Source organism: Nonomuraea sp. NPDC048901 (assembly GCF_040649695.1).
Taxonomy (GTDB): domain Bacteria; phylum Actinomycetota; class Actinomycetes; order Streptosporangiales; family Streptosporangiaceae; genus Nonomuraea.
This window is the reverse complement of the sequence record NZ_JBEZFW010000009.1, coordinates 199,874-226,367: the sequence shown is the minus strand read 5'-3', so window position 1 is coordinate 226,367 and position 26,494 is coordinate 199,874. Positions and strand designations below refer to the sequence as shown.

Here is a 26,494-nt window from a genome sequence, read left to right as displayed (position 1 = left end):
ATCAAGATGGCAGAGGACCTGAGTGATCGGGTGTTCGCATCCGAGCGCCGCGGCGGAGGGCCGGGGCCGCGTCGCCGGGGTCGGGCGTCTGGAGTCGAGGCTCGCCAACCTGAGCGCCCAAGGTGACTCAATGTCCCGGAGGTGGCCGAAGGAGACCGCGCCGTTCCGGGAAGCGAGCCCGGACGGCTGGAAGCGGCACCTGGTGAATGGCTACGCCGGTACGGAGGAGGATCTGGGCAGGGCCAAGTCCGAGCTGGCGAGCTGGAGCAAGACCACCGATGCCAACCTGAAGAAGGCACAGAGATTCAGTTGGTCCGCGGTGGCCGCCGGGCTCGCGTGGGCGGCGCTGGTCATCCCGTCCGACGAGACCCTGGACCGCGCGGTGCTCGGGTGGGAGGACCTCGCCTGGCAACTGGGGAGATCTTCGGCCAGGACACGGCGGCGGTGCGCGAGGCGGTGCTGAGCTCGTGGCAGGCGGCACATCGGCTTCACGAGCCTGAAGGCCGCTGCCTGAGCAAACCCGGCCCAAGTGCCGGACCGGCGGCAAGCCCGCCTCCCCAGGGCGAGTGGAACATTCCTGTCCCTCGATGTCACGCCTCAAGGTCAGAGGCACGCGGAGGGCATCGGGAGCACCATGATCGATGAGACAGGGATCGATGGGACAGACGGCCGCGAGAGCAAGGTGCTGATCCGGCTGGTGGGCTCGTTCGGGGTCGAGAGGGACGGCCTGCGCGAAACGGTCGGCGGGCGAGCCGGGACGCTCTTGAAGCTGCTCGCGGTCGAGCGCGGCCACACGCTGCCCACCGACCGCGTCGTAGATGTGCTGTGGCACGACTGCCCGCCGAAACGGCCGGCGGAGAACGTCGCCACGTTGGTGAGCAGGCTGCGCAGGACTCTCGGCCCGGAGGCCGTGACAGGCGGCAGGCGGGGCTACCGGCTGGGCCGGCCACCGGCGGTGAGCGTGGACCTCGACGAGGCCGCCGCGCTGACCGCGGAGGCGGAGGGCCGGCTGGCGGTGAACGAGGCGGCCGCGGCCGTCGCCGCGGCGACGCGGGCGATCGAACTGCTCGACGACGGCGTCATCCTGAAGGGCGACTGCGACGCCCCTTGGGCGGCGGCAGCGCGGGGCGAGGCGGCCGGGCTGCTCAGGCGGGCACTGCACGCGGCTGCGACAGGGGCGCTCCGGAACGCCGAGCCGGAGCGGGCACGGCGGGCGGCGGAGTTGGCGGTGGCCGCGGATCCGTTCGACGAGGCGGCGCACCGCCTGCTGATGCGGGCGCACGCCGAGGCGGGCGAGCCCGCGCGGGCGTTGCTGGCCTACGAGCGGCTGCGCGACGTCCTGGCGGCCGAGCTGGGCACGGACCCGGCGGCAGAGACACGGGCGGTGCACTTGGCGATCCTGCGCGAGCAACCCGCCGGCCCCCCGGCCGCGGAGAGGGATTCCGCGTTACCCGGGCGGGAGGAAGAGATGACCATGATCTCCCGGGCCTGGGCGGCGGCCGCGACGGGGCGGACCGGGGTGCTGCTGATCGTGGGTGAGGCGGGCATCGGCAAGTCCCGGCTGGCCGCGGAGACGGTACGGATCGCGCGGGCCACCGGCGGGATCACCCTGGAGGCGCAGTGCCAGGAGATCGAGCGTTCGCTCTTCCTCCAGCCGTTCGCCGACGCGTTGACGCCACCGGTCACCCGTCTCACGGAGTCCGTGCTCCGCGACATGGTGGGTGATGCGGCGCAGGCGCTGGCCGAGCTGATCCCGGAGGCGGCGCTGCGGCAGGGGCGCCACGGCTCGGCTGGGCAAGTCGCCGGGCGCAGGTCCACCTATGAGGCGGTGGCCGCGTTTCTGCGGGCACTGGGGGCCAGGAAGCCGGTCCTGCTGGTGCTGGAGGACCTTCACCTGGCCGGCAAGGAGACCGTCGAACTCGTGCACTACCTGGCCCGCCGGGTCTCCGGCGCGCGCCTGCTGGTGGTCGTGACGGCACGCTCGGCGGAGAACACGGCGGCGCTGGAGGCGCTCGGGCATGCAGCCGTCCGGCTGGAGCTGGGGCCGCTGCCCGCGCGGTCGGTCGCGCGGCTGGCCGCAAGGAGCGGTCAGGGCAGGTGGGCGGACGACGTCTTCCGCCGGACACGCGGTCACCCGCTGTACGTCGTCGAGCTGCTTCGCGGCCTGGCGGCGGGTGAGCACGGGGTGCCGGCGGGGCTGAGCGCGGCGGTACTCGCGCGGGTTCACCGGACCGGCTCGCTGGTGGAGCGCCTGCTGCGGGCCGCCTCGGTGTTCCGGGGTACCTTCGAGCCCGCGCTGGCCGGGGAACTGCTCGGCCTGCCGCCGCAGGTGGCCGCCGAGCTGTGTGAGCGCGCGCTGAGGGTGGGATTGCTCGTGGTGACGGGCAGCGGGTACGAGTTCGCCAACGAGGTGACGCGGGAGTCCCTGTACGCCGCCACGCCCGTCCCGACCCAGCTGGTCTACCGCCGCCGTGCCGCCGATCTGCTCGGCCACCGCGACAACAGGCCGGTGCTCAACGGCCGGAGCCACCGCCCCGAACTCCGCTGAGGGGGAGTTCGTCGGCGTACATGCGGGCCTGCAGCTCGTACAGCTCCGCGTATCGACCGGATCGGGCGATTAGCTCGTCGTGCGTGCCCTGCTCCGCCAGCGCGCCCTCGTGCAGGAGGTAGATCCGGTCGGAGTTGCGTACGCTGGCCAGCCGGTGCGTGATCAGGATGACGATCCGGCCGGTGGCGAGGCGGCGCAGCGACTCGTACACGGCGAACTCGGCCTTGGCGTCCAGCGGCGCCGTCGGCTCGTCCCAGATCAGTACGGGCGCGTCGCGGAAGACGCCGCGGGCGACGGCCAGCCGCTGCCACTGACCGCCCGACAGTTCCTGTCCGCCGCGGAAGTACTTCGAGAGCAGCGTCTGCCAGCCGTTGGGCAGGTCGGCCACCACGGTGTCGGCGCCCGCCAGCTCGGCGGCGGCGCGCAGCGCCAGGTCGCCGGGGTCGTCGCGGTCGTGGCGGCCGGCCCGGACGTTGGCGCGGGCGGTGTGCGGCCATCGGATCGGGTCCTGGAGCACCATCATGATCCGGTCGCCGACGCTGTGCGGGTCCATCTCGCGGATGTCCACGCCGTCCCAGCTCACCTGCCCGTTCGTGGGCTCGTACAGGCCCGCGATGATCTTGGCGAGCGTGGTCTTGCCGGAGCCGTTCTCGCCGACGAGGGCGATGGTCTGACCGGTGCGGACGGTGAGGTCGATGCCGCGCAGCGCCTCGCGGGTCCCGCCCGGGTAGCCGAACTCGACGCCGCTCAGCGTGATCACCTCCGGCGCGACCGGCGCCAGACGGGTGCGGGTGGCCGCCGCTCGGCTCCTGGAGGCGGCGTCGTCGACGAACTCCTGGTAGTCCGCCACGTACATGCCCTGCTCCAGCAGCTGGTGCGCCGAGTGGACCAGCCGGCTGAGCGCGGCGTTCGCGGTCCGCACGGCGATCACCGCGCCGCCGGCCACCGCCAGCGGGATCCAGCCCGCCTGCAGCAGCAGGCCGAGCACGGTGAACGTGATGGCGGACATGAGCCCGGTGAGCGCCCGGCCGACGGTGCCGACGCGTACCTGGCCCGCCTTCACCCGTACCTCCTGGTCGCGCAGCGGGTCGGCGACCTCGGCGTACTCCCGCAGCAGGAACTCCTCGGCCTGGCAGGCGCGGATCTCCGGCGCGGGGTCGCGCTGCGTGCCCAGCTCGGTGATCATCTGGACCCGGCGGTTCAGGGTGACCGTACGGGTCATGTGCGCGTACGCCAGCCGGGCCGAGCGCTGCACCGTCCAGGCCGACGGAAGTACGCCCAGCGCCAGCACCGGAAGCAGCGCGGCGTGCAGGACGGCCAGCCCGGTGAACGCGGCGGCGAACGCCAGCGCCGCGCCGACGAGGTCGACCAGGTTGTCCACGGCCCGCGCGAGGTGGAACAGGCCCCGATCCCGGGCCCGCTGCATCCGGTCGTAGAAGCCGGCGTCGTCGTAGGCGGCCAGCTCGACGCGGAGTCCGGCCGCGAACAGCTCCCCCTCCGCCATCCGGCGCACCGCGGGCGTCAGCCGGGCGTACGCGGCCGCGATGGCCGTCTCGACCGCCCCCCGCAGCAGGTACGCCCCGCCGACGAGGAGGATCAGGGGCAGCGCGGCCGCCACCACCTCCACGGTGGGGCCGGTGGCGAGCAGCCGTTCCAGCGCCCCCGTGGTGGCCAGCAGGCCGAAGGCCGTGGCGGCTCCCGACACGACCTGGAGCAGGACGACCGTGACGGCCTGCCGGGGGGCCGCACGCGCCACGATCGCGAGCACCGCCCGGCTGGTGGCCGGCAGCCGGCGGCACATCCGCCAGAACCCCATGTCGCCCGCGTCGTCGAGTTGCCAGTAAGGCGACACCATTTCATGGGCATCTTCATGGGCATCGGCGGACGCGCTCAAGACGGCTTCACTGTGCTGGAGACCGGGCCGGGGTCGGGCAGGAGCACCGAGGGCAGTGGGCATTCGGGATGCATACGGAGCAACTGGTACGCGACTCCGCCGAGCCCCGGCATCAGCCCCGGAACGAACGCGTCCCTGGCGAACCCACTGACCGGCCCATGCTCCTCGACACTGCCGAGCAGGTGGGCCTCCAGCCGGGGCCGGTCCAGTCCGCCCGCGCCGAGCCCCGCGGTGACGGCGAGGTCCAGCACCTCCCAGGCCCCGAAGTCGCCGTGGCACAGGGTGTGGTTCCAGCCGATGCCGTCGGCCTGGCTGGACTGCGCCGCGCGCCGCAGCAGGTCACGCAGCCGTTCCGGGTCGCCGCGGCCCTCCATGAGCTGGTCGGCCGCCACGACCGCGATCCCGACAGACCCGTGGCACCACGCCGCCCCGATCTGGTCCGGGCCGCGCAGGTCGCGCCAGCTGCCGGTCTCGGGGACGTACAGGGTCTCCTCGTAGGCGAAGGCGGCCTCGGCGACGCTCGCGCAGTCGGTGTCGCCGGTGGCCGCCGCCAGCCGGGACAGCGCCCAGCCGATGCCGGTCGCCCCGTGCGCCAGGCCGCCGATGCCGTCGGGGAAGCCGTCGATCGTCCAGCACGCGGTGTCGCCGCGTACCTGTGCCGCCGACACCAGTTTGCGGCCGATCGTCCTGGCCAGGTCCCCCGCGTCGGCGTTGCCCGCGCTCTCGTGGAGCCGCAGCAGGGGCACCACCGCGCCCGCCATGCCGCGTACCAGGTCGAGCGACGGGTCGGAGTCCAGCGCGGCGGGCAGCTCGCGGACGAGGTCGGCCGACCGCGAGAACGCCTCGGCCGGCTCGATCACGCCGAGGCGTACCAGCAGCAGCCAGCCCCAGATCCGTGAGGCGAGCCCGAGGTAGCCGCCGGCGGGCGCGGGCCGTCGCGTCTTGATCTCGGCCCGGTCCTTGGCCCACTGCTCCTCCGCCATCCGCACGGTACGCAGCACGTCGGCCAGCAGTTGCCCGACGTCCGGAACCGGGTCGGCCCGTCCCGCCTCCATCTCACGCAGGTAGCCCGCCAGCAGCACGGCGATGCCGGCCGCGCCGCCGTACATATCGAGGCCGAGCGGCAGCACCGCCCATCCGGTCGGGTTGAGCACCGGCGCGATCCAGGTGACGGTGCCGTCCTCGGCGCGTACGGCGGCGTCGGACAGCGATCGCATGATGTCGGCCGCCAGCGCCCGCCGCCTGCGGTCCAGGTCGTCGGTGTTCAGTACGGCTGGGAGCAGGCGCCGCTGGTCGGGTACGCCGCCCTCGTTCAGGTACGCGCTGACCAGGGCGGACTGGATCACCTGGTGCTCCAGGGCGAGGTCGGCCGACCGCCACCGGCCCAATGTCCCGGCGATCAGGTCCTGGACGGGACCCCACTGGGTGCCGCGCGGCCCGGTGAGCCGGCCGCGGCGCGGTGTGGTGGCGAAGAACGGCACGTCGCCGTCCAGCAGCTCCTCGACCTCCGCCTCGATCACCTCGGGGTCGTCCGGCCGGCCGGGCGCGTTGGCCGCCTGTCTGGCCAGCAGGTCCGCCGCGCGCCGCCGGGCGGCGGGCTCGTCGTGCAGCGAGTGCGGGTGCCAGAGCATCCGCTGCAGCTCGGCGTAGCTCTCGGTGGACCTGAGTACGACCCGGATCGGCAGGTCGGCGAACTCCCCGAGCCACCCCGCCAGCTCGCCGCCCTCGTCGAGCTTCCTGAGCCGCCCGGTCAGCCGGGTGAACCCGTCGACCACCAGGTCCCAGTGCTTGCTCAGCACGGGCTCCGGGCTCGGGTGGTTGAGCGAGAGCGGGACGCGTACGGGCGCGAGGCCGATCCGCGCCTCGTCGGTGCCGACGCCGAGAATGACCGGCAGCTCCGTGACCGGCTGCTGGCCGGGTAGTGAGCCGATGGCGGACATGTCGACGCCGCGCCAGCCGAGCGCCAGCCCCCGGCCCGGCAGCAGCCCGGTGCCCAGCACCGAACCGCCGATCAGCGCCCCCGCCCGGTCCGCCGCGAGCCCGTAGCCGGAGACGCGCGTCGGCGGCTGGGGCGTGAACAGCGTCTCGCAGTCCACGACGGTCGGGATCGGTCCTGCGGCGATCAGGTTCTCGGCGTGCAGGTCGGTGCCGCCGATCAGCCGCATCACGGCCAGCCAGTGCCCGAGGTTGCGGTAGAAACAGCGCATTTCCTCGTCGTCGGCGCAGTACCGATGGGCGACGTGCTCGGCCCAGCCGTAGCCGTCGCCGCTCACCACGTCGGGGACCCTGATCCGGGTGTCGGCGGGCTCGTCGGCCAGCAACCGGCTCAGCAGCCGCGCCGCGGCCAGGTCCACGGCGACGGATCGCGGCTTGTAGACGACCTTGCCCGCGGCGCAGGTCAGGATCGCCACGCTCTGCCCGCCGCGATGGCTGTCGCCCGCGCCGAACTCGACGCTCACCAGCTCCCCCGGATCGCCCCCCTTGGCCTGCCCCGGCTCGCCCCCCTCGAGCGGCCGGAGCAGGGTCGTGAGCAGCGGGCGGTCGGCGGCGAAGCGGCAGGCCAGGCTCATCGCCGCCGCGCACCTGTGGCCGATCAGCCGTCGCAGGCGTGGGAGCAGGGTCGGGTAGTGGCCGCCCAGCGACTCCCAGAACTCCGGGTTCGCCGCCTGGGACTCCCAATCCCGCCACCTGGCCTCCGGGTCGGCGCCCGTGAGCCTGCCGGTGATCCTGGCCGCGTTCAGCTCCAGGAGCAGCACCCGGTTGGTCCTCATGCGCACGGTGTTCAGCAGCGCCGTGGCGGCGCCCGTGAGTACGGCCCGGCGCTCCGTTTCCGCCAGGCCCGCGACGGACCCGAGCCGGGCCGCCAGTCGCTCCAGTGAAGGTTCGAGCAGGCGGTCCAGCACGGTGTCGCTTACGGTGTATTCCCCCATGTCAGGTCAGCAGCACAAGCGCCCGGCGGAGGCGCTGCAGGCGGTGCCGCAGCCGCCCTCGGTGAGCGGAGGGGGAGGCGGGTTGCAGCCCGACGCGGCGAGGATGGATTCGAGGGTGATGTCCGCTTCCGCGTACTCACCGCTGGCGAACAGCGGGCCCGCCGGGTTGTCCCATCCTTCGACGAGCTGCGTGCCGCTCCGCCAGCCGGCCACGATCCGGTCGGCCTGCTCCGGGGTCAATTTGGGCATGAGATCGGTCCCTTCCTTGAGCCGAACAATCCGCTCAAGATGCTGCCAACCGACGTTGCAAATCCGTTGCAGCCGGGACATCGAGCGTGGGATCAGTCTTCTTCTGCCTGGACGTCCGCCAGGACGCGCTGGGCGACGGCGAAGGCGGCGTTGGCGGCCGGGACCCCGCAGTAGATCGCCGTCTGCAGGAGCACCTCGCCGATCTCGTCGGGGGTCAGGCCGTTGCGCAGGGCCGCGCGCACGTGCATGGCCAGCTCGTCCAGGTGGCCGCGGGCGACCAGCGCGGTCAGGGTGACACAGCTGCGGGTACGGCGGTCGAGGCCGGGCCGGTTCCAGATCTCGTCCCAGGCGTAGCGGGTGATGAGGTGCTGGAAGTCGCGGGTGAAGCCGGTGGTGGCGGCGACGGCCCGGTCCACGTGGGCGTCGCCGAGCACCTCACGCCTGGTACGCATCCCGGCCGCGTGACCGGAGTGACCGCCCAGATGGCCGACGATCGCGGATGTGACGGTGTCGGCCCGCTCCACACTCGCCAGGTGGGCCGCGCCGGGCACCACGCGCAAGAGCGCCCCGGGGATGCCTTGAGCCAGCGTGAGAGCCTGGTCCAAGGGCGTGGCCGGGTCGTCGGCCCCCGCGACGATCAGCGTGGGGGCGGTGATGGCGGCCAGGCGTCCGGTCAGGTCGCAGGACGCGATGGCGGTGCAGCAGGCCGCGTACGATTCGGCGTCCACGCGTTCCAGCATGTCCGTCACCCAGCGGCCGTCGTAGCCGGCGGTGAACCAGCGGGCCGCCAGCACCGGGGCGAGCTGGGTCACGCCGGAGGCACGTACCAGCGCCGCCCGCTCCAGCCACGGACCCGGCTCCCCGAACCGCGCCGACGTACAGCACAGCACCAGACTCCGCACCCGCCCCCGCCGACCGGCCCGCTGCCGACCGGCCGCGATCGCGGTGGCGATCGCGCCGCCGAGGGAGATGCCGCCGACCGCGAACTCTCCGTCCTCCGCGTCCTCCGTCTCGTCCACCAGGTCCAGTACGGCCCGCGCCAGGTCGTCGATCGTCAGGCCGGAGGTGGCGGGGGCCGAGCCGCCATGGCCCGGCAGGTCGTACCGGAGCACTCGCCACGACTGGGTGAGCGCGCTCAGCTGCGGGTGCCAGATGTCGAGCGTGGTGCCGAGCGACGGCCCGAGAACCAGCAACGGCGCTCCGGCGGGCCCGTCGACGCGGTGATGCAGCTTCATGCTCACGATCACTTCCGGTAGTCGTCCGGGACGCGGCGCTCGCGGTGTTCGCCCGGGACGCTGCGCTTGCGGTAGTCGGAGGGGACGCGACGCTCGCGGTAGTCGGCCAGGAGGCGATCGACGAGTTCCGGCGCGGCGCCCAGGTAGCCCTCGGGGTCGAGCAGTTCCTCGGGTCCCTCCAGCGGGCCCGGACGGCTCAGCGCCTCGTCGAGCGCGTCGCGGCCGAGGTGGACCGCGAGCCGTTCCGACACGATGCGCCCGCCGGTCAGACAGGCGTTGTCCCGCATCCTGTCCGGGAACACCTGGAGCCCGGCGACCAGCTCGGCGGCCGTCTCCGCGGCGCCGCCGGTCAGGCGGAGGCATTCGCGCAGCGGCGACCACTCCGCCTGCCAGGCGCCCGCGGCCCGCTCGTGCTCCCCCGCCTGTCCCAGCAGTTGGGCGTACGCGGGCACCTGGAGCGCCGCCGACCGGATCAGCACCGACAGGGCCGGGTTGCGCTTCTGCGGCATGGCCGAGGAGTTGCCCCGGGACGACTCGGCCACCTCGCCGACCTCGGTCTGGGCCATGAGGATCACGTCGGTCGCCACCTTGCCGAGCGCGCCCGCCGCACCGGCCAGGGCCGCGCCCAGCTCGCCGACCACGGACCGCTCGGCATGCCACGGCGCGAGCGGAGCGACCAGCCCGAGCTCCTCGGCATACAGCTCGACCAACCGAAGCACCCGCACCTGCGCACTCTCGCCACCACCGGGCTCAGCATCGGCGGCGCGGCCTGGTTCGGTGCGGGCGCCTTCGACGAGGGCGGCTAGAGTGCCCGCCGCGCCGCCGAGCTGGGCGGGCAGGCGTAGCGCGCTCAGTCGGTCGCGGGCATGCAGGAGGCCGGTCAGCCAGCCCGCCGCCTTGAGCCCGAACGTCGTCGGGACCGCCTGCTGGCCCAGTGTGCGAGCCGCCATCAGCGTGTCGCGATGCCGCTCCGCCAGCCCGGCGAGCACGTCCATGGCCGCGTCCAGATCCGCCACGATCAGGCTGATGGCACGCGCGGCGACCAGCATCGCGGCCGTGTCACAGATGTCCTGGCTGGTGGCTCCCCGGTGGACGAACACCGCCGCCCCGACGCTCCCGGAGGAGGCGGGGGCTTCGGAGGAGGTGCTGGTTTCGGCGGCGGTGACGGCAGTTTCGGAGGCCCCGGCTGCGCTGACGGCTTTGCGCAGGTCGGCGACCAAGGGGACGACGGGGTTGGCGGCCTGTCTGGCTCGCTGGGCGAGGTCCGGTAGGTCCGCCGTGAACCCCGAGGCCACCCGGTCGATCAGGGCGGCCGCCGCACCGGGGATCAGCCCGGCGCGCCCCTGCGCACGGGCCAGCGCCGCCTCGGCGTCCAGCATGGCGCGCAGCCAGGCCGCGTCCGACGTCACCGCCTCCACCCGGGTGCCCGCCCGCACCGGCGCCAGCAGCCCGCTGTCCGCAGCAGCCCCGCCGGCAGTCCCGTCAGAAGTCAAGGAACACCGTCTCCCCATCCCCCTGGAGCCGCACGTCGAACCGGTACCGGTCCCCCGACCCCGTCGCGATCAGTGTCCCCCGCCGTTCCGGCTCCAAGCCGTCCAGCAGCGGATCAGGCAGATCCTCCAGGTAGACGCGGGTCAGCAACGACCGCAGCAACCCCCGCGCGAACACCTGCAACGACAGGTACGCCCCCTCAGGCCGCGCCGTACGGAAGCGAAACGAACCATCCGGGTCCGTAGCGCAACGCCCGAAGCCGGACACCTCGCCGTCCCCCCGCAGCAGCGCGCCGCGGTCGCCGGTGCGGCCCAGCCAGAGTTCCAGCAGCGCGTCCGGCACCGGCTCACCGGCGCCGTCCAGGACGCGGCCGGTCAGCATGATCGCGCCCGCGTGTCCGGGAGGCACCAGCTCCCAGTCGTGTGGGTACGGCAGCGCATGGCTGAAGAACGGCCCCACGGTCTGCGAGGGCGTGAGCTTCATGAAGGCTCCCTCCTGGGAGGGCGTGAGGTTCATGACGACTCCATCGGGGTTCGGCCCAGCACGATGTCGAAGGAGTAGCCCAGCGACCATTCGGGCTCGGTCAGGTCCATGGAGAAGGCCGAGACGAGCCGTTGCCTGGCCGGTTCGTCGGGGATCGACTGGAGGATCGGGTCGAAGGGCATCAGCGGGTCGCCGGGGAAGTACATCTGCGTGACGAGCCGCTCGGTGAAGGCCCGCCCGAACACGGAGAAGTGCAGGTGCGCCGGCCGCCACGCGTTGTGGTGGTTGCGCCAGGGGTAGGCGCCGGGCTTGATCGTGACGAACCGGTAGCGGCCGTCCTCGTCGGTGAGGCAGCGGCCGGCGCCGGTGAAGTTCGGGTCGAGGGGGGCGGGGTGCTGGTCGCGTTCGTGGGCGTACCGGCCGGCGGCGTTGGCCTGCCAGAGCTCCACCAGCGTGCCGCGGACCGGTTTTCCGGCGGAGTCCAGGATGCGGCCCGTGACGGAGATGCGCTCGCCGAGCGGCTCCCCGGCGTGCTGTCTGGTCAGGTCGGAGTCGAGCGCGCCGACCTCGTCGTGGCCGAAGACCGGGCCGGTCAGCTCGATCGCGTCGGGATCGCTCCTGAACGCCACCGGTGGCCGCGCGGGCGCGCGCAGGATCGTGCTGCGGTAGCCGGGGCTCAGGTAAGGAGGATGGGTCATGGCCGCCCTTCAAAGTTGATCATGGAAGCGCCACGTAGTTCTCCGCCAGCGTCGTGGCGGCCGCCTCGGAGGAGGTCACGTAGTCCAGGTAGGACAGCTGCAGCCGCCGCCCGTAGTCGTCATCGGAGTCGAACGTGTGCAGCAGGGTCGTCATCCACCAGGAGAAGTGCTGGGCCCGCCAGACCCGCTTCAGGCAGGACTCGGAGTAGGCGTCGAGCAGGTCGGCCGAGCCGGTGGAGAAGAACCGGTCCAGCGCCTCGGTCAGGACGCGTACGTCGGCCACAGCGAGGTTCAGCCCCTTCGCGCCGGTGGGCGGCACGATGTGGGCGGCGTCGCCGGCGAGGTAGAGGCGGCCGTACTGCATGGGCTCGGCGACGAAGGCCCGCATCGGCGTGACGCCCTTGTCGAAGATCTCGCCGGTGTCCAGGACGAAGCCGGGTACGGTCTCCAGCCGCGCCTTCAGCTCGGCCCAGATCCGATCGTCCGGCCATTCCGCCACGGTGGCGTCGGGCGGAACCTGCAGGTAGAAGCGGCTGACCGTGGGCGAGCGCATGCTGTGCAAGGCGAAGCCGCGTTCGGTCCTGGCGTAGATGAGCTCATCGGACGAGGGCGCCACCCGGGCCAGGATGCCGAGCCAGGCGAAGGGATAGTCCCGCTCGAACAGCCGCAGAACGCCCGGCGGGATGGACGGCCTGGACACGCCGTGGAAGCCGTCGCAACCGGCGATCACGTCGCAGTCGAGCCGTTCGCCGCCGAACGTCAGGTACGGCTCGGCCTCCAGCGAATGCACGGCCACGTCCTCGATCTCGAACCGAACGTCGCCGCCCGCCTCCAGCCTGGCGGCGATCAGGTCCTTGACCACCTCCTGCTGGCCGTACACGGTGATGGACCGGCCGGGCACCAGCTTCTCGAAGGCGATGCGGTGGCCCTGCCCGCCGTACCTGAGCTCGATGCCCCGGTGCGGCAGGCCCTCGCGCAGCAGCCGCGCGCCGACGCCCGCCTCGACCAGCGTGTCCACCGTCCCCTGCTCCAGCACGCCGGCGCGCACACGGCGCTCCACGTACGCGCGACCGCGCTTCTCCAGCACCACGGAGGAGATGCCGCGCAGGTGGAGCAGGTGGGACAGCAGCAGACCGGCGGGCCCCGCCCCGATGATCCCTACCTGAGTGCGCATGAGGGAAGCATCCTGCTTCGGCGGTCGATTGTTCGAGCTGCCTCTTCCACTGAGCGGAAGAATTGTGCAGGATTTGCGGTATGTCAGGGGGATCCCAGGGGCGCACGGTGACCTCCAAGGTGCTCGCCATCCTGGGCGCGTTCGACTCCGGGCACCCGCAGCTCACGCTGACCGACCTGGCCAGGCGCAGCGGCGTACCGCTGAGCACGGTGCACCGGCTGGTCGGCGAGCTGGAGGAGTGGCAGGCGCTGAGCCGCGCGCCCGACGGCCGGCTCCGCATCGGGCTGCGGCTGTGGGAGCTCGGCCAGCTCGCGCCCGCCAAGCTCCAGGACCTGGCCCATCCGTGGCTGCAGGAGCTGTTCGCGAGCACCGGCGAGAACGTGCACCTGGCCGTCCGAGACGGCCTGGAGGTCCTGTACGTGGACAAGGTGGCCGGGCGGCGGGCCGTGCCGATCGTGTCCAGGACGGGCGGGCGGCTGCCCATGCATCCGACTGGCGTCGGCAAGGCCCTGCTCGCCTACGAGCCCGAGTGGTTCGTCCGGTCGTACCTGGACCGCGTACTCGAACGGCCGACCCCGCACACGATCACCGAGCCGGGGCGGCTGGCACGCGAGCTGGCCACCGTACGCGCCCAGGGGTACGCGCTGACGTACGAGGAGATGACGCTCGGCTCCTGCTCGGCCGCGGCCCCGGTCCTCGTCGACGGCCGGGCCATCGCCGCGCTCGGCATCGTGCTGTCCTCCAGGCGCGCCCGCGAGCTCCCCCGGCTGGTCGAGCCCCTGCTGACCGCCGCGAACGGTATCGCCAGAGCGTGCGCCGCCACGCCGTAGCCCTTGCCCAGAACTGCCCGTGGGCCATAACGTGCTCCGGTAAGCGCTTTCCAAAGGTCTCCAAAGGAGGTCGCCCGTGCCGTCCCCCCTGCGCGTCGCCATCGTCGGCGGCGGCGCGATCGCGAGCTTCGCGCACATGCCCGCCTTCCAGGAGTTGTCTGACGACATCGAGGTGGTCGCCGTCGTGGACGCGACCGCCGAGCTGGCCCAGGCGTTCGCCGACCGGTTCGGCGTGCCGTACGCCTCGGACGACCTCGAAGGCATGCTCGCCGAGGTACGCCCCGACCTGGTCGACGTCTGCAGCCCGCCCTCCCTGCACGCCGCCCAGGTGGCCGCCGCGCTGCGCGCGGGCGCGTGGGTGTGGTGCGAGAAACCGCCGTGCCTGTCGCTGGCCGAGTACGACGCCATGGTCGCGGCCGAGCAGGAGGGCGGGCCGTACGCGGCGATCGTGTTCCAGCAGCGGTTCGGCTCCGGCGCGCAGCACCTGCGGCGGCTGATCGAGAAGGGCGCGCTCGGCACCCCGTACGTCGCGCACTGCCAGACCACCTGGTACCGCGACGACGCCTACTACGCGGTGCCGTGGCGCGGGCGCTGGGAGACCGAGGGCGGCGGCCCGGCGATGGGCCACGGCATCCACCAGCTCGACCTGCTGCTGGAGCTGCTGGGCGAGTGGAGCGAGGTACGCGCCATGGCGGCCAGGCTGGCGCGTGACGTCGAGACCGACGACGTCACGACCGCGCTGGTCCGCTTCGAGTCCGGCGCCCTGGCCACGGTGGTCAACAGCGTGCTGTCGCCACGGCAGGTCAGCCACATACGCATCGACCTCGCCGATGCCACGCTGGAGCTGACCCACCTGTACGGCTACGCCAACGACGACTGGACCTGCACCCCGGCCGAGCACGCCGGCCAGATCGAGTGGCCGCCCGCCGAGGACGAGCCCACCTCCCACCTGAAGCAGCTGCGGGCCCTGGTGACGGACCTGCGCGCGGGCCGGCGGCCCCGGGCCAGCGGGCGGGACGGACGCCGGTCGCTGGAGCTGATCACCGCCATGTACAAGGCGGCGCTGACCGGCGGTACGGTACACGCGGGCGAGGTGGGCCCCGGCGATCCCTTCTACCGCAGCCTGCACGGCGACACCCCCGGATGGAGCCCCTCATGAGCGCGATCGTCTTCGAGGCGCACGGCGTGGAGCTGATGCGCTACGTCCACGAGCCCGACCCGCAGCCGTTCGAGGCGCCCAAGCCGTACATCCACCCGATGCGTACGCTGGCCGGTGACGTGGTGACCTCCTACCGGCCGCACGACCACCGCTGGCACAAGGGCCTGCAGCTGACCGCCTCGCACGTGTCCGGCCAGAACTTCTGGGGCGGCGGCACCTTCGTCCGCGAGGAGAAGCGCTACATCGACCTGGACAACAACGGCACGATGCGCCACGACACCCTCGACGTACGCGAAGACGGCCTGTCGGGGCAGCTGACCTGGCGCAGCTCGCGCGGCGAGCCCTGGGTGGAGGAGCGGCGCGAGCTCACCGTCGAGGCGGTCGACCCGGCGAACGGCTCCTGGGAGCTGGTCTGGCACACGACCCTCACCGGCCTGCGCGAGGAGCCGCTGCGTTTCGGCAGCCCCACCACGCACGGCCGCCCGCTCGCCGGATACAGCGGCCTGTTCTGGCGCGGCCCGCGCTCGTTCACCGGCGGCGAGGTGCTCGGCCCCGACGGGATGGGCGGCGAGGAGATGATGGGGCAGCGGGCCCGCTGGCTGGCCTTCCAGGGGCGGCACGACGAGGTGGACCGGTCGTCCACGCTGATCTTCGTACCGGAGCCGGGGCCGGAGTCGCACTGGTTCGTGCGCAGTGGCCCGTTCGCCGCCGTCAACCCCTCATGGGCCTTCCACCAGGAGTTCGAGCTGGCGCGCGGCCAGACGATCGCCCGCCGCTACCGGATCGTGCTGGCGACCGGCTGGTGGGGCACCGAGCGGATCGAGGAGCACCTGGCCAAGCGCCGAGCCGCCGACTAGTCGGCGAGCCGCTGCCCGCGCGGCGCAGGCGGCTGATCACCGGGCGCCTGGCTAGTCGCCGAGCCGCTGGATCCGGTCCTTGAACAGGGTGGTGGCGATGGCGGCCCGGTGCGGCTGGCCCTTGATGAACGCCTGGGCGAAGCTCTTGGCCTGGTCGTAGGAGACCTTGGCGGGCAGCGGCGGCTCGTTCGGGTTCACCTCCACGTCCACCAGCGCGGGCCCGTCGTAGGCCAGCGCCTCCTGGACCGCGGACACGAGGTCGCCCGCCTTGGTGACCTTGGCCCCGAACCCGCCGCAACCCCGGGCCCAGCCGGCGAAGTCGCCCGCCGGCTCGGGGAAGCGCACGCCGTGCTCGGGGTAGCCGAGGACCATCTGCTCCCACAGGATCTGGCCGAGCGAGCGGTTGTTGTTGATGACGACCTTGACCGGCAGCCGCTGCTGGGCGGCGGTGAGGAATTCGGCCATGAGCATGGCGAACCCGCCGTCGCCGACGTACGCGATCACCTGCCGGCCCGGGTAGGCGTGCTGCATGGCGTTCGCGTACGGCAGGCCGGGCGCCATCGAGGCCAGGTTGCCCGACAGGTAGAACGCGCGCCCGCCGCGGATCGTCCAGTGCCGGGCGGCCCAGGTGGCGATCGTGCCGCTGTCGCAGGTCATGATGGCGTCGTCGGCGGCCAAGTCGTCGAGGACCGACACCACGTACTGGGGCGCGATGGGGTCGCGGTCGGCGTTCTCCTGCGCGTCCATGTCCGCACGCCACTTGACCATTTTCTTCTGATATTTCGCCAGATGGGAGTTCCCGTCGCGGGCGGAGAGCAGCGGCAGGAGGGCACGCAGTCCCTCCTTGGCGTCGCACACGACCGGCACGTCGGTGGCGATCCGCGCCCCGGCCCTGGCGGGGTCGGCCTCCAGCTGCACGACCCGCGTCCCTCCCGGCTCCGGCAGGAACTTGGAGTAGGGGAAGTTGGTGCCCACCATGAGCAGGACGTCGGCCTCCTCCATCAGGTCCTCGCTGGGGCGGGTGCCGAGCAGCCCGATCCCGCCCGTCGTGTACGGCGATTCGTCGGGGACCACCGCCTTGCCGGGCAGCGTCTTGACCACTGGCGCGCCGAGCGTCTCGGCGACCGCCAGCACCTCGTCCCTGGCGTGCAGCGCGCCCGCCCCGACCAGGATGGCGGGCCGTTCGGCCGTGTTGAGCACCTCGGCCGCCAGCTGGATGTCCTCCTGGCGGGGGATCCCGGCGGGCGCCAAGTAGACGGGCGCCGTCTGCGGGGTCCTGGCGGGCGCCACGTGCTGCCAGGGGTCGGCGTCCGCGTCGGCCACCTGCAGGTCGTTGGGCAACGTGAGGTGGGCGACCCCGCGCCGCGCGTACGCGGTGCGGATCGCCACGTCCACCAGCGCCGGCAGCTGGGCCGGATTGGTGATCATCATGTTGTACTCGGCCACGTCCGCGTACAGCCGATCCAGCTGCACCTCCTGCTGGTAGGCGGTGCCCAGCACGGAGCTCTCCTGCATCCCGGTGATGGCCAGCACGGGAGCGTGGTCGAGCTTGGCGTCATAGAGCCCGTTGAGCAGGTGGATGCCGCCGGGGCCCGAGGTGGCCAGGCAGACGCCGATCTTTCCCGTCGCCTTGGCGTAGCCCGTGGCCATGAAGGCGGCGGCCTCCTCGTGGTGGACCAGGACGAAGCGCACCTTGTCGCGATGGCGTCGCAGGCCCTCCATGATGCCGTTGATGCCGTCGCCCGGCATGCCGAAGACGGTGTCGACGCCCCACTCGGCGAGCCGCTCTACCAGGGATTCCGCTGCTATACGTGCCATGACCCCGGCCCTACCCCCGACCGGGGTAGGCAGACCCTTTGACCAAGCATGCGCTGAATTTCGGTGTCATTTCGGGAGAATTCCCAGGCTGCGGGTAGGGGCGGGGAATGCACATTCTGGTCACGGGGGCAACCGGCACGCTGGGCAAGGCCGTGGTGCCCACACTCCTCAGGACGGGTCACACGGTGCGAGCGTTGAGCCGCCAGGCGCACTCGGGCCGGGACGTCGAATGGGTATGGGGTGACCTGACTGGGGGCAAAGGCGTCTACAGCGCCGTGCGGGACGTCGACGCGATCATCCATCTCGCCACCTTCGCCCGCAAGGGGCACCGGGCCGGCTCCGTCGACGTCGCGGGCACCGCGGTGCTGCTCGACGCGGCCAGGGAGGCCGGGGTGCCTCACCTGGTGTTCACCTCGATCGTCGGCGCCGACCAGGCCGCGACCGGGTATCTCGAGGACAAGCTCGAAGCCGAGCGGCTGATCAGGGAGAGCGGGATCGGCTGGACGATCCTCCGCTCCACCACCTTCCACCAGCACCTCGACCAGCTGCTCCGGGAGCTGACCGCCTCCTACCCCGCGATCCCGGTGGACCGCACGCTCCCCTGGCAGCCGGTGGACCGCTCCGAGGTCGCCGGGTATCTGACCGATTTGGTCGCCGCCGGTCCCGAGCGGGGCGTGATCGAATATGGCGGGCCCGAGGTGATCGGCATGGACGCGGTGGTCAGACTCTGGCTGCAGGCCAAGAGGCTGCGCCGTCTGCTACTGCCGGTGCGCTATCCAGGCGGCAGGTGGGCCGCCCAGCGGGCCGGCTGGCACACCACGGACGCCACGCCACTGGGGCGGATCACCTGGCACGACCACCTCTTCCCCGCACCGCCCGAGCCGTCGGACGACTTCGCCGTCGAGCACACCGCCTCGCCGACCAGCCCGGCCACCCAGCCGGACCTCGACCCGAACGCGCACGTCTACGGCGGAGACGACGGCTACGAGCGCCCGACCCGCGCCTGACCCGCCTTAAATGGTCCAGGGGTCGTAGTCGACCTCCAGCGGCTCCTGGGCGGGTCGCTGGGCCTCAGGGACGTGCTGGAGGTTGACCCGGATGCGGTACCACACGCTGCTGCGCCCACGCATGCCATCGACGAGCACATCGGCGGGCTGGAGGTGGCCGGCCACCTCGGTGTGCCTGGCCTTCCACCGCTCGAACCCCGCCAGCGCCTCGTCCTTGTGCTGCGCCCTGGCGATCTCGACGACGGGAAGATCCTCGCGCTCGGGGGCGGGCCCCTGCGACTCGGCCAGCTCCAGCAACGACTCCAGGCCGCCCGCGTGCAGGTCCATGTCCGCCCACGGGTCGCCCAGCTCGGCGAACCTCTTGGGGACCGTGTCGATCGTGTGGTCGCCCGGCCGGCAGCCCGGCACCTCGTCCCAGGTCAGCGGCGTGGAGACGCGGGCGTCGGCGACCGGTCTGACCGAGTAGGCGGAGGCGACCGTACGGTCATAGGCGTTCTGGTTGTAGTCGACGAACACGCCGTGCCGCTGCTCCTTCCACCACCGGCTGGTGGCCACCTCGGGGGCGCGCCGCTCGACCTCCCGGGCCACCGCCTCGGCCGCCCGGCGCACCTCGGCGAAGGTCCAGCGCGGCTCGATGCGGGCGTACACATGAAAACCTCGTGATCCCGACGTCTTCGGCCAGGCGGTCAGTCCGTGGTCGGCCAGCACCTCGCGGGAGACCTGCGCCGTGCGCAGCACGTCGCCCCAGCGCACGCCCGGCACCGGATCGAGGTCGATGCGCAGCTCGTCGGGGTGGGCCAGGTCGGCGGCCAGCACCGGGTGCGGGTTGAGGTCGACGCACCCCAGGTTGACCGCCCACACGATGTGGGCCGTCTCCGTCGCGACGACCTCCTCGGCGCTGCGCCCGGAGCGGTAGCGGAGCTCGGCCACCTGGATCCAGTCGGGCCGCTTGGCGGGCGCGCGCTTCTGGAAGAACGCCTCCTCCTCGATGCCGTGCACGAACCGCTTGAGCACCATCGGCCGCCCGCGGACGCCGCGCAGCGCGCCCTCACCGACCGCCTGGTAGTAGCGGATCAGGTCGAGCTTGGTGTGCCCGCTGGCGGGGAACACCACCTTGTCGGGATTGGTGACGCGGACTTCACGCCCTGCGACCTCGATGTCAGGCATGAGGGTCACGATACGTGGCGCCCCCGACAGATCAGGCTCGGCTCCTCGCCTCCCAAAAGGCGAGTCCGAGCCGCCGGTACGTGGCGATCGCCACCCGCCGGTGCTCGTCCGCCTCCCCGGTACGGCCCAGCCGTAGGGCCAGCGCCGCGAGGACGTCGCGGACCGAGCCCCAGGCACCGCTGCCCATGCCCATGACGATGAACTGGTCGGCTACCGGCAGCAGCCGCTCGTACAGCTCCTCCGGGTCAGGTGTGCCGAGCCGGGCGGCGATGAGGCCCCAGATCGGGAACAGGAAACCCCCCGACCAGTCGTCCCGCAGCTCCGTGCCCCACCGCGCGATCAGCGCCCTGGCCAGTTCCTCCTTGCCCACGTCGAGGGCGGCCAGGATGGCGAGCGGCCGCATCGGGGTCATCTGCGGGAGGTCGCTCGCGGCGATGAGGTCGTCGATGATCTCGGCCACCCGGCCCTGGCCGCGTCTGCACGTGTAGAGCGTGGCCAGTCGGCGGGCCTCCGCGCCCCACGGGCTGGCACCGTACTTGAGGTCCGGGAAGTCGGCCACCAGCGCCTCCGCCTCGGCCCAGCGGCCGTGCAGGGTGTGTCCGCCCGTCTGCGCGACCCGGACCATGGCTTCCAGCTCGGGGCGGCGTACCTCCTCCAGGACCCGCTCGCAGCGGGCGAGCTCGCGCTCCCACTCGGCCAGGTCCCCCGCGCGGAGCAGGCAGGACATTCGCAGGCCGCCGGCCACCAACCGGGCCTCCCTGGTCAGCCCTGGAATAGCCAGCATCTCGTCGGCGGCGCGCAGCCGGGCGGGGTTGTTCCCCATGACGAACCCGGCGATCAGATAGTTGTTCAGCGTCCTGGCCAGCAGTGCCGGGTCGCCCAGCGCGCGGGCCAGCTCCACGGCGTCCGCGGCGAGTAGTTCGCCCTCGGCGCGGCGCGGGCCGTAGTGGAGTTCGACGCCGAGCGTGCCCAGCAGCGTGGCCCTGGCGTGGTCGTCGAGCGGGCCCGCCAGCAGGTCCTCCAGGACCGACACCATCTGCTCGTCCACCACGCCGTACGGCCGCCAGTTCCACACCGACAGCCCGCCGAACGCCGATACCGCCGTCACCAGCGCGTCGCGGTCGCCGAGCCGCTTGGCCGCCGCGATCGCCTCCGTCAGGTCGTGCATGGCGCCGTCGGCGTCGCCCACGGTACGTCGGGCCTGGCCGAGCTCGGTCAGCAGGTGGCAGCGATCGGCCGAGTCGCCGGGCGGCAAGTGCGCGACCGCCAGTTCCCAGAACGTGACCGACTCGGTATAGCCGTGACGGGCCACCGCTTCCCGAGCCGCGGCGACGGCATAGGCCACCGCCCGCTCGGCGCCGCCCAGCTTCGCGGCCGCGGCGAAGTGGCCGGCGAGCTGGGCGGGGTCGGCGCCGGGCAGGGTCTCCAGGTACGTACCGGCCCTCAGGTGCAGCCGGGCTCTGGCCAGCCGGGTGAGGCCCGCGTCCAGCGCCTGGCGTACCAGGGCGTGCGAGAAGCGGTAGTCGGCGGGCCGCGCGTCCTCGGTCAGCAGGCCGACGGCGAGGGCGGGCTCGGCGAGGGTCATGACCTCCTCGACCGGCCGCTCGGTGAGCGCGGCCAGCAGGTCGACGGTCACCTCGCGGCCGGCCACCGCGGCGGCTCTGAGCAGGTCCTGCGTGGCGGCGGGCAGCCGGGCGAGCCGCCGGTCGATGACGTCGCGGGCACCGGCCGGGACCAGGTCCCGCTCGCTCTCCGGCAGCAGGAGCAGCTCGGTCAGGTAGAACGGGTTGCCGCCCGAGCGGTCGAGCATCGCCACCGGATCCGCGTCCACGTGGCGCAGGCGCAGGTAGTCGAGCACCTCGCCGGCGTCGAACGGGGCCAGCGGCACCCGGTGGCTCTCCCGCGCCAGCGCGCCCAGCGTCTCGCGCAGCTGCTCGGGGTGGTCGCCGGGCTCGGGCCTGAGCGTGACCAGGACGAGTGTGGAGGTACGGGCGAGCTCACCGGCGACGTGGCCGAGCAGCCGCAGCGACGAGACGTCGGCCCAGTGCACGTCCTCCAGCACCAGCAGGAGCGGGCCGCCGCGCAGCCGCGACACCACGCCGTCGTACAGGTCGAACAGCTCGGCCTGCGGTTGCGCGGGGATCAGCCCGGTCTGGGTCCAGGGCCAGAAGGGCGGGGCCGTCTCGCCGTCCAGGCAGCGTCCCCAGGCCGTCTGGAAGCCGCGCGCGGCGGCCACCTCGGCGGCGGCGCGCGCCAGGCTCGTCTTGCCGATGCCCGCCTCGCCGGTCACCAGCAGCAGGCCGCCCCTCCCCCGGCGGGCCTCGGCCAGCAGCTCCTCGACCAGGTGCAACTGTCCGTCCCGCGCGATCAGCCGCTGACCGGCCGTGCCTCGGCCGCTGACCGAGTCGTCCGCCGACGCACCGCTTCGAGCGGCAGTGTGCGTAGTGAAGGCGGTCTGGGCGGTGAAGGCGGTCGGCGTGGTGAAGGCGGTCGGGGCGGTGAGGCCGGGTGCGGTGAGGGTCATCAGGTCGGGCGACTGGTCGAACACCGCCTGTTCCAGCCGCTTCAGCTCCGGCCCCGGCTCGATGCCCAGCTCGCCGTCCAGCAGCGACCGGACCCGGCGCAGCGCCCCGAGCGCGTCCGCCTGCCGGCCCGCCCGGTAGAGCGCCAGCACCAGCAGCGCCCAGGCCCGCTCCCGGTAGGGATGGGCCTCGACCAGCGCCTCCAGATCCGGCAGCCCGGCCTCGCCGAGTGCCAGCCGCGCCTCGAACCGGTCCTCGGCCGCCCCCAGCCGCAGCTCCTCCAGCCGGTGTACGGCCCGCCGCGCGAACTCCAGGTCGGCGAACTCCCCCAGCAGCTCGCCCCGCCACAGCCCGAGCCCCCGGTCGAGCACCTCCAGCGCCTCGGCGTACCTGCCGCCTCGCAGCACCCGCCGCCCGTCCTCGGCCAGCGCGGTGAAGCGGCCCGCGTCGACCTGTCCCGGCGCGATGTCGAGCAGGTAGCCGGGCTCGCGGGTGAGCAGCAGGCGGGGCGGCGTACGCGGCTTCCTGTCAGGTTCCAGCACGCGGCGCAGGTGGGAGACGTACGCCTGGAGGGTCGCCGTCGCCTTGGCCGGCGCCTCCCCGGCCCACAGCTCCTCGATCAGCCGGTCGAGCGGCACCACCCGCCCTGGTGAGAGGGCCAGCACGGCGAGCACGGCCCGCTGCTTACGCGTGCCGAGATCGAGCCGAACACCATCGGCGGAGTCGACCTCAAGCCGGCCGAACAGACGGACATCCACAAACCCCAAGTCAACCCCAAATCCCCCTCAAATGGTAAAACGCACACTTGGTCCCATGAATGACATCAAAGTGAACGGCAACCTTCTGCTCCCCGGCGACGCGGGCTTCGACGCGGCCCGCAAGCCCTGGAACCTGGCGGTGGACCAGCCGGTGCGCGCGGTGGTCGAGGCGGCCGACGCCGACGACGTGGCCGCCGTGGTGAGCTACGCGAGGCTCAACGGCCTGGCGGTCACCGCCCAGCCGAGCGGCCACGGCGCCTCCGGCGACACCGACGGGACGATCCTGCTCAAGACCACGCGTCTGGGCGGCGTGCGCGTCGAGGACGGCGTCGCGCGGGTCGGCGCGGGCGTGAAGTGGGGCGAGGTGCTGGCGGCCGCGGGCCCGCTCGGCCTCACGGGCCTGGCGGGCAGCTCGCCGGTGGTGAGCGTGACCGGCTACACGCTCGGGGGTGGTTTGAGCTGGTTCGGGCGCAAGTACGGCTTCGCGGCCGACAGCGTGCGGGCCTTCGAGGCGGTCGACGCCGCCGGGGACCGCGTCAGGGTGACGGCGGAGTCGGATCCGGAGCTGTTCTGGGGGTTGCGGGGCGGCGGCGGCGACTTCGCCTTGGTCACCTCTCTGGAGTTCGGCCTGAACCCGGCCCCTGAGCTGTTCGGCGGGCGGATGATGTGGCCGGTCGAGCGGGCTCGGGAGGTGTTCGACGCCTTCGCCGAGACCACCGCCGACGCGCCGGAGGAGCTGACGCTCTGGTTCGACCTGCTGAAGTTCCCCGGCGCTCCGGTGGGGTACGTCGCCGTCGACGTCACCTTCCTCGGCGAGCACCCCGGCGCCCTGTTGCGCCGCTTCGACCGGATCGGCGGGCTGATCAGCGACACCCGGCGGCCGACGCCGGTGGCCGAGCTGGGGTCGATCTGCGCCGAGCCCACGGACCCCAGCCCGGGGTCGGGCCGGTTCGAGCTGCTCACGGGACTGGAGGGCGTGGCGGACGTGCTGCTCGGCGCGCCGATCGACCCGCTGATCAGCGTGCAGGTCCGGCACCTGGGCGGGGCGCTGGCCCGGCCCGCCGAGGGTGGCGGCGCCGTGGGGCACCTGGCCGAGCCGTACTCCGTGTACATGTTCGGCCGGCCGTCGCCGGACACGGCCGAGCGCATCACCGACCTGACGAAGGCGCTCGTGCCGCACACGAGCGGACGTAAGACGTACACCATGCTGACTCAGGGCGAACGCGCCGCATCCGCCTTTCCCGCGAGCACGCTGGCCAGGCTGCGCGACCTCAAGCGGGCCCGCGACCCGCACGGCGTGATCCGCGCGAACTTCCCCGTGCTGGGGTAGTGACCGCGGGGATGGGATGTCGCGGCCTTCGGTCCGGTCGAGTCGGCCGGACCGCCGGGCGACAACCGGGGTCGCTAGAAGGTGCCGTGGCGGCCCGCGCCCGCCGCGAAGCGGGCGGCGCCGCCGACCGCGTCGGGCAGGGACACCAGCCCGTGGCGCAGCTCGTTCCGCATCGCCTCCCGCTCGGGCAGCCCGTCCTGCTCCAGCGCCGACAGCCGGTCGCCGCGCAGGCAGGTCTGCGGGAAGCCGGCGATCTCGCGGGCCAGCTCCTCCGCCTGGCGCCTGGCCGTGCCGGTGGGGACGACGCGGTTGGCCAGGCCCATCTCGTACGCCTCGCGGGCGCCGACCGGACGGCCGGTGAGGATCAGGTCCATGGCCCGGGAGGCGCCGATGAGCCGCGGGAGCCGTACGGTGCCGCCGTCGATGAGCGGCACGCCGAAGCGGCGGCAGAACACCCCGAAGACCGCGTCCTCCTCGGCCACCCGCAGGTCGCACCAGAGCGCCAGCTCCAGCCCGCCCGCGACGGCGTGCCCGGCGACAGCGGCGATGACCGGCTTGGACAGGCGCATCCTGGTGGGCCCCATCGGCCCGTCGCCGTCCTCGCCGACGTGATTGTCGAGCGTCTTCAGATCGGCGCCCGCGCAGAACGTGCCGCCCTCGCCCCAGAGCACGGCCACCGCGGCGTCCGACTCCTCGAACGCCCTGAACGCGTCGACCAACGCGTCGGCGGTCTTGCGGTCGACCGCGTTGCGGACCTCCGGCCTGCTCAGTATTACGGTTGTGACCTGGCCTTCTCGCTCCATGCGTACGGTCATGGCTGCCTCCGTGATGGGTGGTCGCCGGAACGTGAGCGTACGGCGGCACCGGAGGTCACGCCAGCGCCGGATACGGCCACCCGTATCTGGATTTTATTCCCCTAAGCGGTCGAGGGGGTCGGGGCGGCCCGAGCACATCGTCGGTGACCAGGGCGCGGGCCGTGCCGCCCGGCCATCTGCGCGGGCAGACGAGCGACCGGTACGTCGCCACATGAGGGAAGCGCCGAGAACGGGCTGAGGAGCCAGATTCGCTCCTTTATGCACCGCGAATATATCCTCAGGGTATAGTCCGTCCACATGATCGACTCCCCGAACCGCGCCACGCCGGACGACGGCCATGGCGAGCTGCGCGAACCCCGGCGTCGTGGCCGGCTGGCCATCATCACCGGGCTCGTCACCGTCCTGGCCGCCACCGGACTCGTCCAGGCCCTGCCGGCCGCGGCGTCCCAGACGGTCACACCATTCCTGCCCGCGCCGACCGGCTCCCGGCCGGTCGGCACCACATCCCTGTACATGAAGGACACCTCGCGCCCCGACCCCTGGGTTCCCACCGTCAAGTACCGCGAACTCATGGTCTCGCTGTGGTATCCGGCCAAATCGCCAGGCCGCGAGCGAGCGCAGTACATGACGGCGAAGGAGTCCGAGCTGCTGCTCAAGGACGGAAAGATCACCACCATCCCGTCCGACACGCTGAGCAAGACGCGCACCAACGCCTTCACCGACGCCCGTCCCGCCGGGCGCAGGCACAGCCTGCCCCTCGTGGTGCTCTCTCCCGGGCACAGCAAGCCCCGCAGCGAGCTCACGGGCCTCGCCGAGGAACTGGCGAGCCGGGGGTATGTGGTGGCGGCCATCGACCACACCTACGAGAACGTCGCCACGACCTTCCCGGACGGACGGGTCACCACCTGTGTCACGTGCGAGATCGCCAAGGGGCAGGGCTGGTGGGCGAAGCTGGAGAAGAGCCGGGCCGCGGACGTGTCTTTCGTGCTCGACCAGCTGACCGGCAAGCACCCGAAGTGGAAAGGCGCCGGCCTGATCGATACGTCGAAGATCGCCATGGCCGGTCAATCGGCCGGCGGCGCGAGCGCCGTCACGGCCCTGCTGGAGGATTCCCGGCTGCGCGCCGGCATCGACATGGACGGAACCGTGGAGAGCACGGTCCCCGCATCCGGGCTGTCCCGACCGTTCCTCTTCCTGGGCAAACCCGCGACCTACACGCCGGGCAAGAGTGAGGCCGCCTCGTGGGAGCACGTCTGGGCGGGACTGACCGGCTGGAAGCGCTGGCTGCTGATGTCCGGAGCCGTACACCTGTCCTTCACCGACCTGGGCGTGCTGGTCGACCAAGCCGGCATCGATGTCGGCGCCGACATACGCGGCGCCCGCGCCATGAGCATCACCCGCAAGTACGTCACGGCCTTCTTCGACCAGCACCTGCGCGGCAAGCCTCAGCCCCTGTTGAACAAGTCCTCGGCGAGCTACCCCGAGATCACGTTCTGCAGCCCGCCGGAGAAGACCTGCGCTTGACGCGC

At 72.7% G+C, this 26,494-nt stretch carries 20 protein-coding genes; 8 read left to right on the top strand and 12 right to left on the bottom strand.

Annotated features, from left to right (window positions below; translation table 11 throughout):
• Positions 1 to 130 precede the first annotated feature (130 nt).
• Positions 131 to 463 (top strand): hypothetical protein, encoded by a 333-nt coding sequence (locus tag AB0C30_RS30865; protein WP_357951275.1) that lies wholly within the window; start codon positions 131 to 133, stop codon positions 461 to 463.
• Positions 464 to 634: 171 nt separating this feature from the next.
• Entirely contained in the window at positions 635 to 2,548 is a 1,914-nt protein-coding gene (locus AB0C30_RS30860) for an AAA family ATPase (RefSeq protein WP_357951274.1), read from the top strand.
• Here the strand turns inward: AB0C30_RS30860 and AB0C30_RS30855 are convergent.
• From AB0C30_RS30855 to AB0C30_RS30820, 8 genes are all read right to left on the bottom strand, one after another.
• Positions 2,514 to 4,403 (bottom strand): ABC transporter ATP-binding protein, encoded by a 1,890-nt coding sequence (locus AB0C30_RS30855; RefSeq protein ID WP_357951273.1) that lies wholly within the window; start codon positions 4,401 to 4,403, stop codon positions 2,514 to 2,516. The genes AB0C30_RS30860 and AB0C30_RS30855 overlap by 35 nt on opposite strands.
• A 35-nt stretch (positions 4,404 to 4,438) precedes the next feature.
• Positions 4,439 to 7,372: a type 2 lanthipeptide synthetase LanM family protein gene (locus AB0C30_RS30850; protein WP_357951272.1), complete on the bottom strand. Its 2,934-nt coding sequence runs from the start codon at positions 7,370 to 7,372 to the stop codon at positions 4,439 to 4,441.
• A gap of 6 nt (positions 7,373 to 7,378) precedes the next feature.
• The gene (locus tag AB0C30_RS30845; RefSeq protein ID WP_357951270.1) at positions 7,379 to 7,621 is read right to left on the bottom strand and encodes a DUF6229 family protein; all 243 of its coding nucleotides are present in this window, start codon (positions 7,619 to 7,621) and stop codon (positions 7,379 to 7,381) included.
• Between the two features lie 92 nt (positions 7,622 to 7,713).
• Complete coding sequence (gene pcaC / locus AB0C30_RS30840) at positions 7,714 to 8,856, bottom strand: 4-carboxymuconolactone decarboxylase (RefSeq protein WP_357951610.1); 1,143 nt, start codon at positions 8,854 to 8,856, stop codon at positions 7,714 to 7,716.
• 8 nt (positions 8,857 to 8,864) lie between these two features.
• A complete protein-coding gene (locus AB0C30_RS30835; protein ID WP_357951268.1) occupies positions 8,865 to 10,349 on the bottom strand; it encodes a lyase family protein in 1,485 nt (494 codons plus the stop codon).
• Entirely contained in the window at positions 10,339 to 10,863 is a 525-nt protein-coding gene (locus AB0C30_RS30830) for a protocatechuate 3,4-dioxygenase subunit alpha (protein WP_357951266.1), read from the bottom strand. The genes AB0C30_RS30835 and AB0C30_RS30830 overlap by 11 nt, the downstream gene beginning before the upstream one ends.
• Positions 10,860 to 11,528: a protocatechuate 3,4-dioxygenase subunit beta gene (gene pcaH / locus AB0C30_RS30825; RefSeq protein ID WP_357951265.1), complete on the bottom strand. Its 669-nt coding sequence runs from the start codon at positions 11,526 to 11,528 to the stop codon at positions 10,860 to 10,862. Before pcaH ends, AB0C30_RS30830 begins: the two co-directional genes overlap by 4 nt.
• A 19-nt stretch (positions 11,529 to 11,547) precedes the next feature.
• Positions 11,548 to 12,702, bottom strand: a complete 1,155-nt coding sequence (locus AB0C30_RS30820) for a 4-hydroxybenzoate 3-monooxygenase (RefSeq protein ID WP_357951263.1) — start codon at positions 12,700 to 12,702, stop codon at positions 11,548 to 11,550.
• Between the two features lie 80 nt (positions 12,703 to 12,782).
• On the opposite strand from AB0C30_RS30820, the gene AB0C30_RS30815 reads away from it, so the two are divergent.
• The 3 genes from AB0C30_RS30815 (at position 12,783) to AB0C30_RS30805 (ending at position 15,548) form a co-directional block, all read left to right on the top strand.
• The gene (locus tag AB0C30_RS30815) at positions 12,783 to 13,532 is read left to right on the top strand and encodes an IclR family transcriptional regulator (RefSeq protein WP_357951262.1); all 750 of its coding nucleotides are present in this window, start codon (positions 12,783 to 12,785) and stop codon (positions 13,530 to 13,532) included.
• Between the two features lie 76 nt (positions 13,533 to 13,608).
• Positions 13,609 to 14,691 (top strand): Gfo/Idh/MocA family oxidoreductase, encoded by a 1,083-nt coding sequence (locus AB0C30_RS30810; RefSeq protein WP_357951261.1) that lies wholly within the window; start codon positions 13,609 to 13,611, stop codon positions 14,689 to 14,691.
• Positions 14,688 to 15,548 (top strand): PmoA family protein, encoded by an 861-nt coding sequence (locus AB0C30_RS30805; protein WP_357951259.1) that lies wholly within the window; start codon positions 14,688 to 14,690, stop codon positions 15,546 to 15,548. Before AB0C30_RS30810 ends, AB0C30_RS30805 begins: the two co-directional genes overlap by 4 nt.
• A 51-nt stretch (positions 15,549 to 15,599) precedes the next feature.
• On the opposite strand, the gene AB0C30_RS30800 is transcribed toward AB0C30_RS30805, so the two are convergent.
• Complete coding sequence (locus tag AB0C30_RS30800) at positions 15,600 to 17,366, bottom strand: thiamine pyrophosphate-binding protein (RefSeq protein WP_357951257.1); 1,767 nt, start codon at positions 17,364 to 17,366, stop codon at positions 15,600 to 15,602.
• Positions 17,367 to 17,473: 107 nt separating this feature from the next.
• On the opposite strand from AB0C30_RS30800, the gene AB0C30_RS30795 reads away from it, so the two are divergent.
• On the top strand, positions 17,474 to 18,373 hold the full coding sequence (locus tag AB0C30_RS30795) for an NAD(P)H-binding protein (RefSeq protein WP_357951255.1): 900 nt from the start codon (positions 17,474 to 17,476) through the stop codon (positions 18,371 to 18,373).
• 6 nt (positions 18,374 to 18,379) lie between these two features.
• Here AB0C30_RS30795 and ligD read toward each other — a convergent pair whose 3' ends face one another.
• Both ligD and AB0C30_RS30785 read right to left on the bottom strand, forming a co-directional pair.
• A complete protein-coding gene (gene ligD, locus AB0C30_RS30790) occupies positions 18,380 to 19,540 on the bottom strand; it encodes a non-homologous end-joining DNA ligase (RefSeq protein ID WP_357951253.1) in 1,161 nt (386 codons plus the stop codon).
• Between the two features lie 31 nt (positions 19,541 to 19,571).
• Positions 19,572 to 22,820 carry a BTAD domain-containing putative transcriptional regulator gene (locus tag AB0C30_RS30785; protein WP_357951251.1) on the bottom strand — a complete coding sequence of 1,083 codons (3,249 nt, stop codon included), beginning with the start codon at positions 22,818 to 22,820 and terminating at the stop codon, positions 19,572 to 19,574.
• A 55-nt stretch (positions 22,821 to 22,875) separates the two neighbouring features.
• Here AB0C30_RS30785 and AB0C30_RS30780 point away from each other — a divergent pair, with 55 nt between their 5' ends.
• On the top strand, positions 22,876 to 24,150 hold the full coding sequence (locus tag AB0C30_RS30780; RefSeq protein ID WP_357951249.1) for an FAD-binding protein: 1,275 nt from the start codon (positions 22,876 to 22,878) through the stop codon (positions 24,148 to 24,150).
• A gap of 74 nt (positions 24,151 to 24,224) precedes the next feature.
• Here the strand turns inward: AB0C30_RS30780 and AB0C30_RS30775 are convergent, their stop codons facing one another.
• Positions 24,225 to 24,965: a crotonase/enoyl-CoA hydratase family protein gene (locus AB0C30_RS30775; protein ID WP_357951247.1), complete on the bottom strand. Its 741-nt coding sequence runs from the start codon at positions 24,963 to 24,965 to the stop codon at positions 24,225 to 24,227.
• Between the two features lie 297 nt (positions 24,966 to 25,262).
• Here AB0C30_RS30775 and AB0C30_RS30770 point away from each other — a divergent pair, with 297 nt between their 5' ends.
• The gene (locus AB0C30_RS30770) at positions 25,263 to 26,489 is read left to right on the top strand and encodes an alpha/beta hydrolase (protein WP_357951245.1); all 1,227 of its coding nucleotides are present in this window, start codon (positions 25,263 to 25,265) and stop codon (positions 26,487 to 26,489) included.
• Positions 26,490 to 26,494: the final 5 nt, after the last annotated feature.

Excerpts from the sequence above, each read along its gene's own strand:
- AB0C30_RS30865 (WP_357951275.1), top strand. The coding sequence starts at position 131 with ATGTCCCGGAGGTGGCCGAAGGAGACCGCGCCGTTCCGGGAAGCGAGC.
- AB0C30_RS30860 (WP_357951274.1), top strand. The coding sequence starts at position 635 with ATGATCGATGAGACAGGGATCGATGGGACAGACGGCCGCGAGAGCAAG.
- AB0C30_RS30855 (WP_357951273.1), bottom strand. The coding sequence starts at position 4,403 with ATGGTGTCGCCTTACTGGCAACTCGACGACGCGGGCGACATGGGGTTC.
- AB0C30_RS30850 (WP_357951272.1), bottom strand. The coding sequence starts at position 7,372 with ATGGGGGAATACACCGTAAGCGACACCGTGCTGGACCGCCTGCTCGAA.
- AB0C30_RS30845 (WP_357951270.1), bottom strand. The coding sequence starts at position 7,621 with ATGCCCAAATTGACCCCGGAGCAGGCCGACCGGATCGTGGCCGGCTGG.
- pcaC (WP_357951610.1), bottom strand. The coding sequence starts at position 8,856 with ATGAAGCTGCATCACCGCGTCGACGGGCCCGCCGGAGCGCCGTTGCTG.
- AB0C30_RS30830 (WP_357951266.1), bottom strand. The coding sequence starts at position 10,863 with ATGAACCTCACGCCCTCCCAGGAGGGAGCCTTCATGAAGCTCACGCCC.
- pcaH (WP_357951265.1), bottom strand. The coding sequence starts at position 11,528 with ATGACCCATCCTCCTTACCTGAGCCCCGGCTACCGCAGCACGATCCTG.
- AB0C30_RS30820 (WP_357951263.1), bottom strand. The coding sequence starts at position 12,702 with ATGCGCACTCAGGTAGGGATCATCGGGGCGGGGCCCGCCGGTCTGCTG.
- AB0C30_RS30815 (WP_357951262.1), top strand. The coding sequence starts at position 12,783 with ATGTCAGGGGGATCCCAGGGGCGCACGGTGACCTCCAAGGTGCTCGCC.
- AB0C30_RS30805 (WP_357951259.1), top strand. The coding sequence starts at position 14,688 with ATGAGCGCGATCGTCTTCGAGGCGCACGGCGTGGAGCTGATGCGCTAC.
- AB0C30_RS30800 (WP_357951257.1), bottom strand. The coding sequence starts at position 17,366 with ATGGCACGTATAGCAGCGGAATCCCTGGTAGAGCGGCTCGCCGAGTGG.
- AB0C30_RS30795 (WP_357951255.1), top strand. The coding sequence starts at position 17,474 with ATGCACATTCTGGTCACGGGGGCAACCGGCACGCTGGGCAAGGCCGTG.
- ligD (WP_357951253.1), bottom strand. The coding sequence starts at position 19,540 with ATGCCTGACATCGAGGTCGCAGGGCGTGAAGTCCGCGTCACCAATCCC.
- AB0C30_RS30780 (WP_357951249.1), top strand. The coding sequence starts at position 22,876 with ATGAATGACATCAAAGTGAACGGCAACCTTCTGCTCCCCGGCGACGCG.
- AB0C30_RS30775 (WP_357951247.1), bottom strand. The coding sequence starts at position 24,965 with ATGACCGTACGCATGGAGCGAGAAGGCCAGGTCACAACCGTAATACTG.
- AB0C30_RS30770 (WP_357951245.1), top strand. The coding sequence starts at position 25,263 with ATGATCGACTCCCCGAACCGCGCCACGCCGGACGACGGCCATGGCGAG.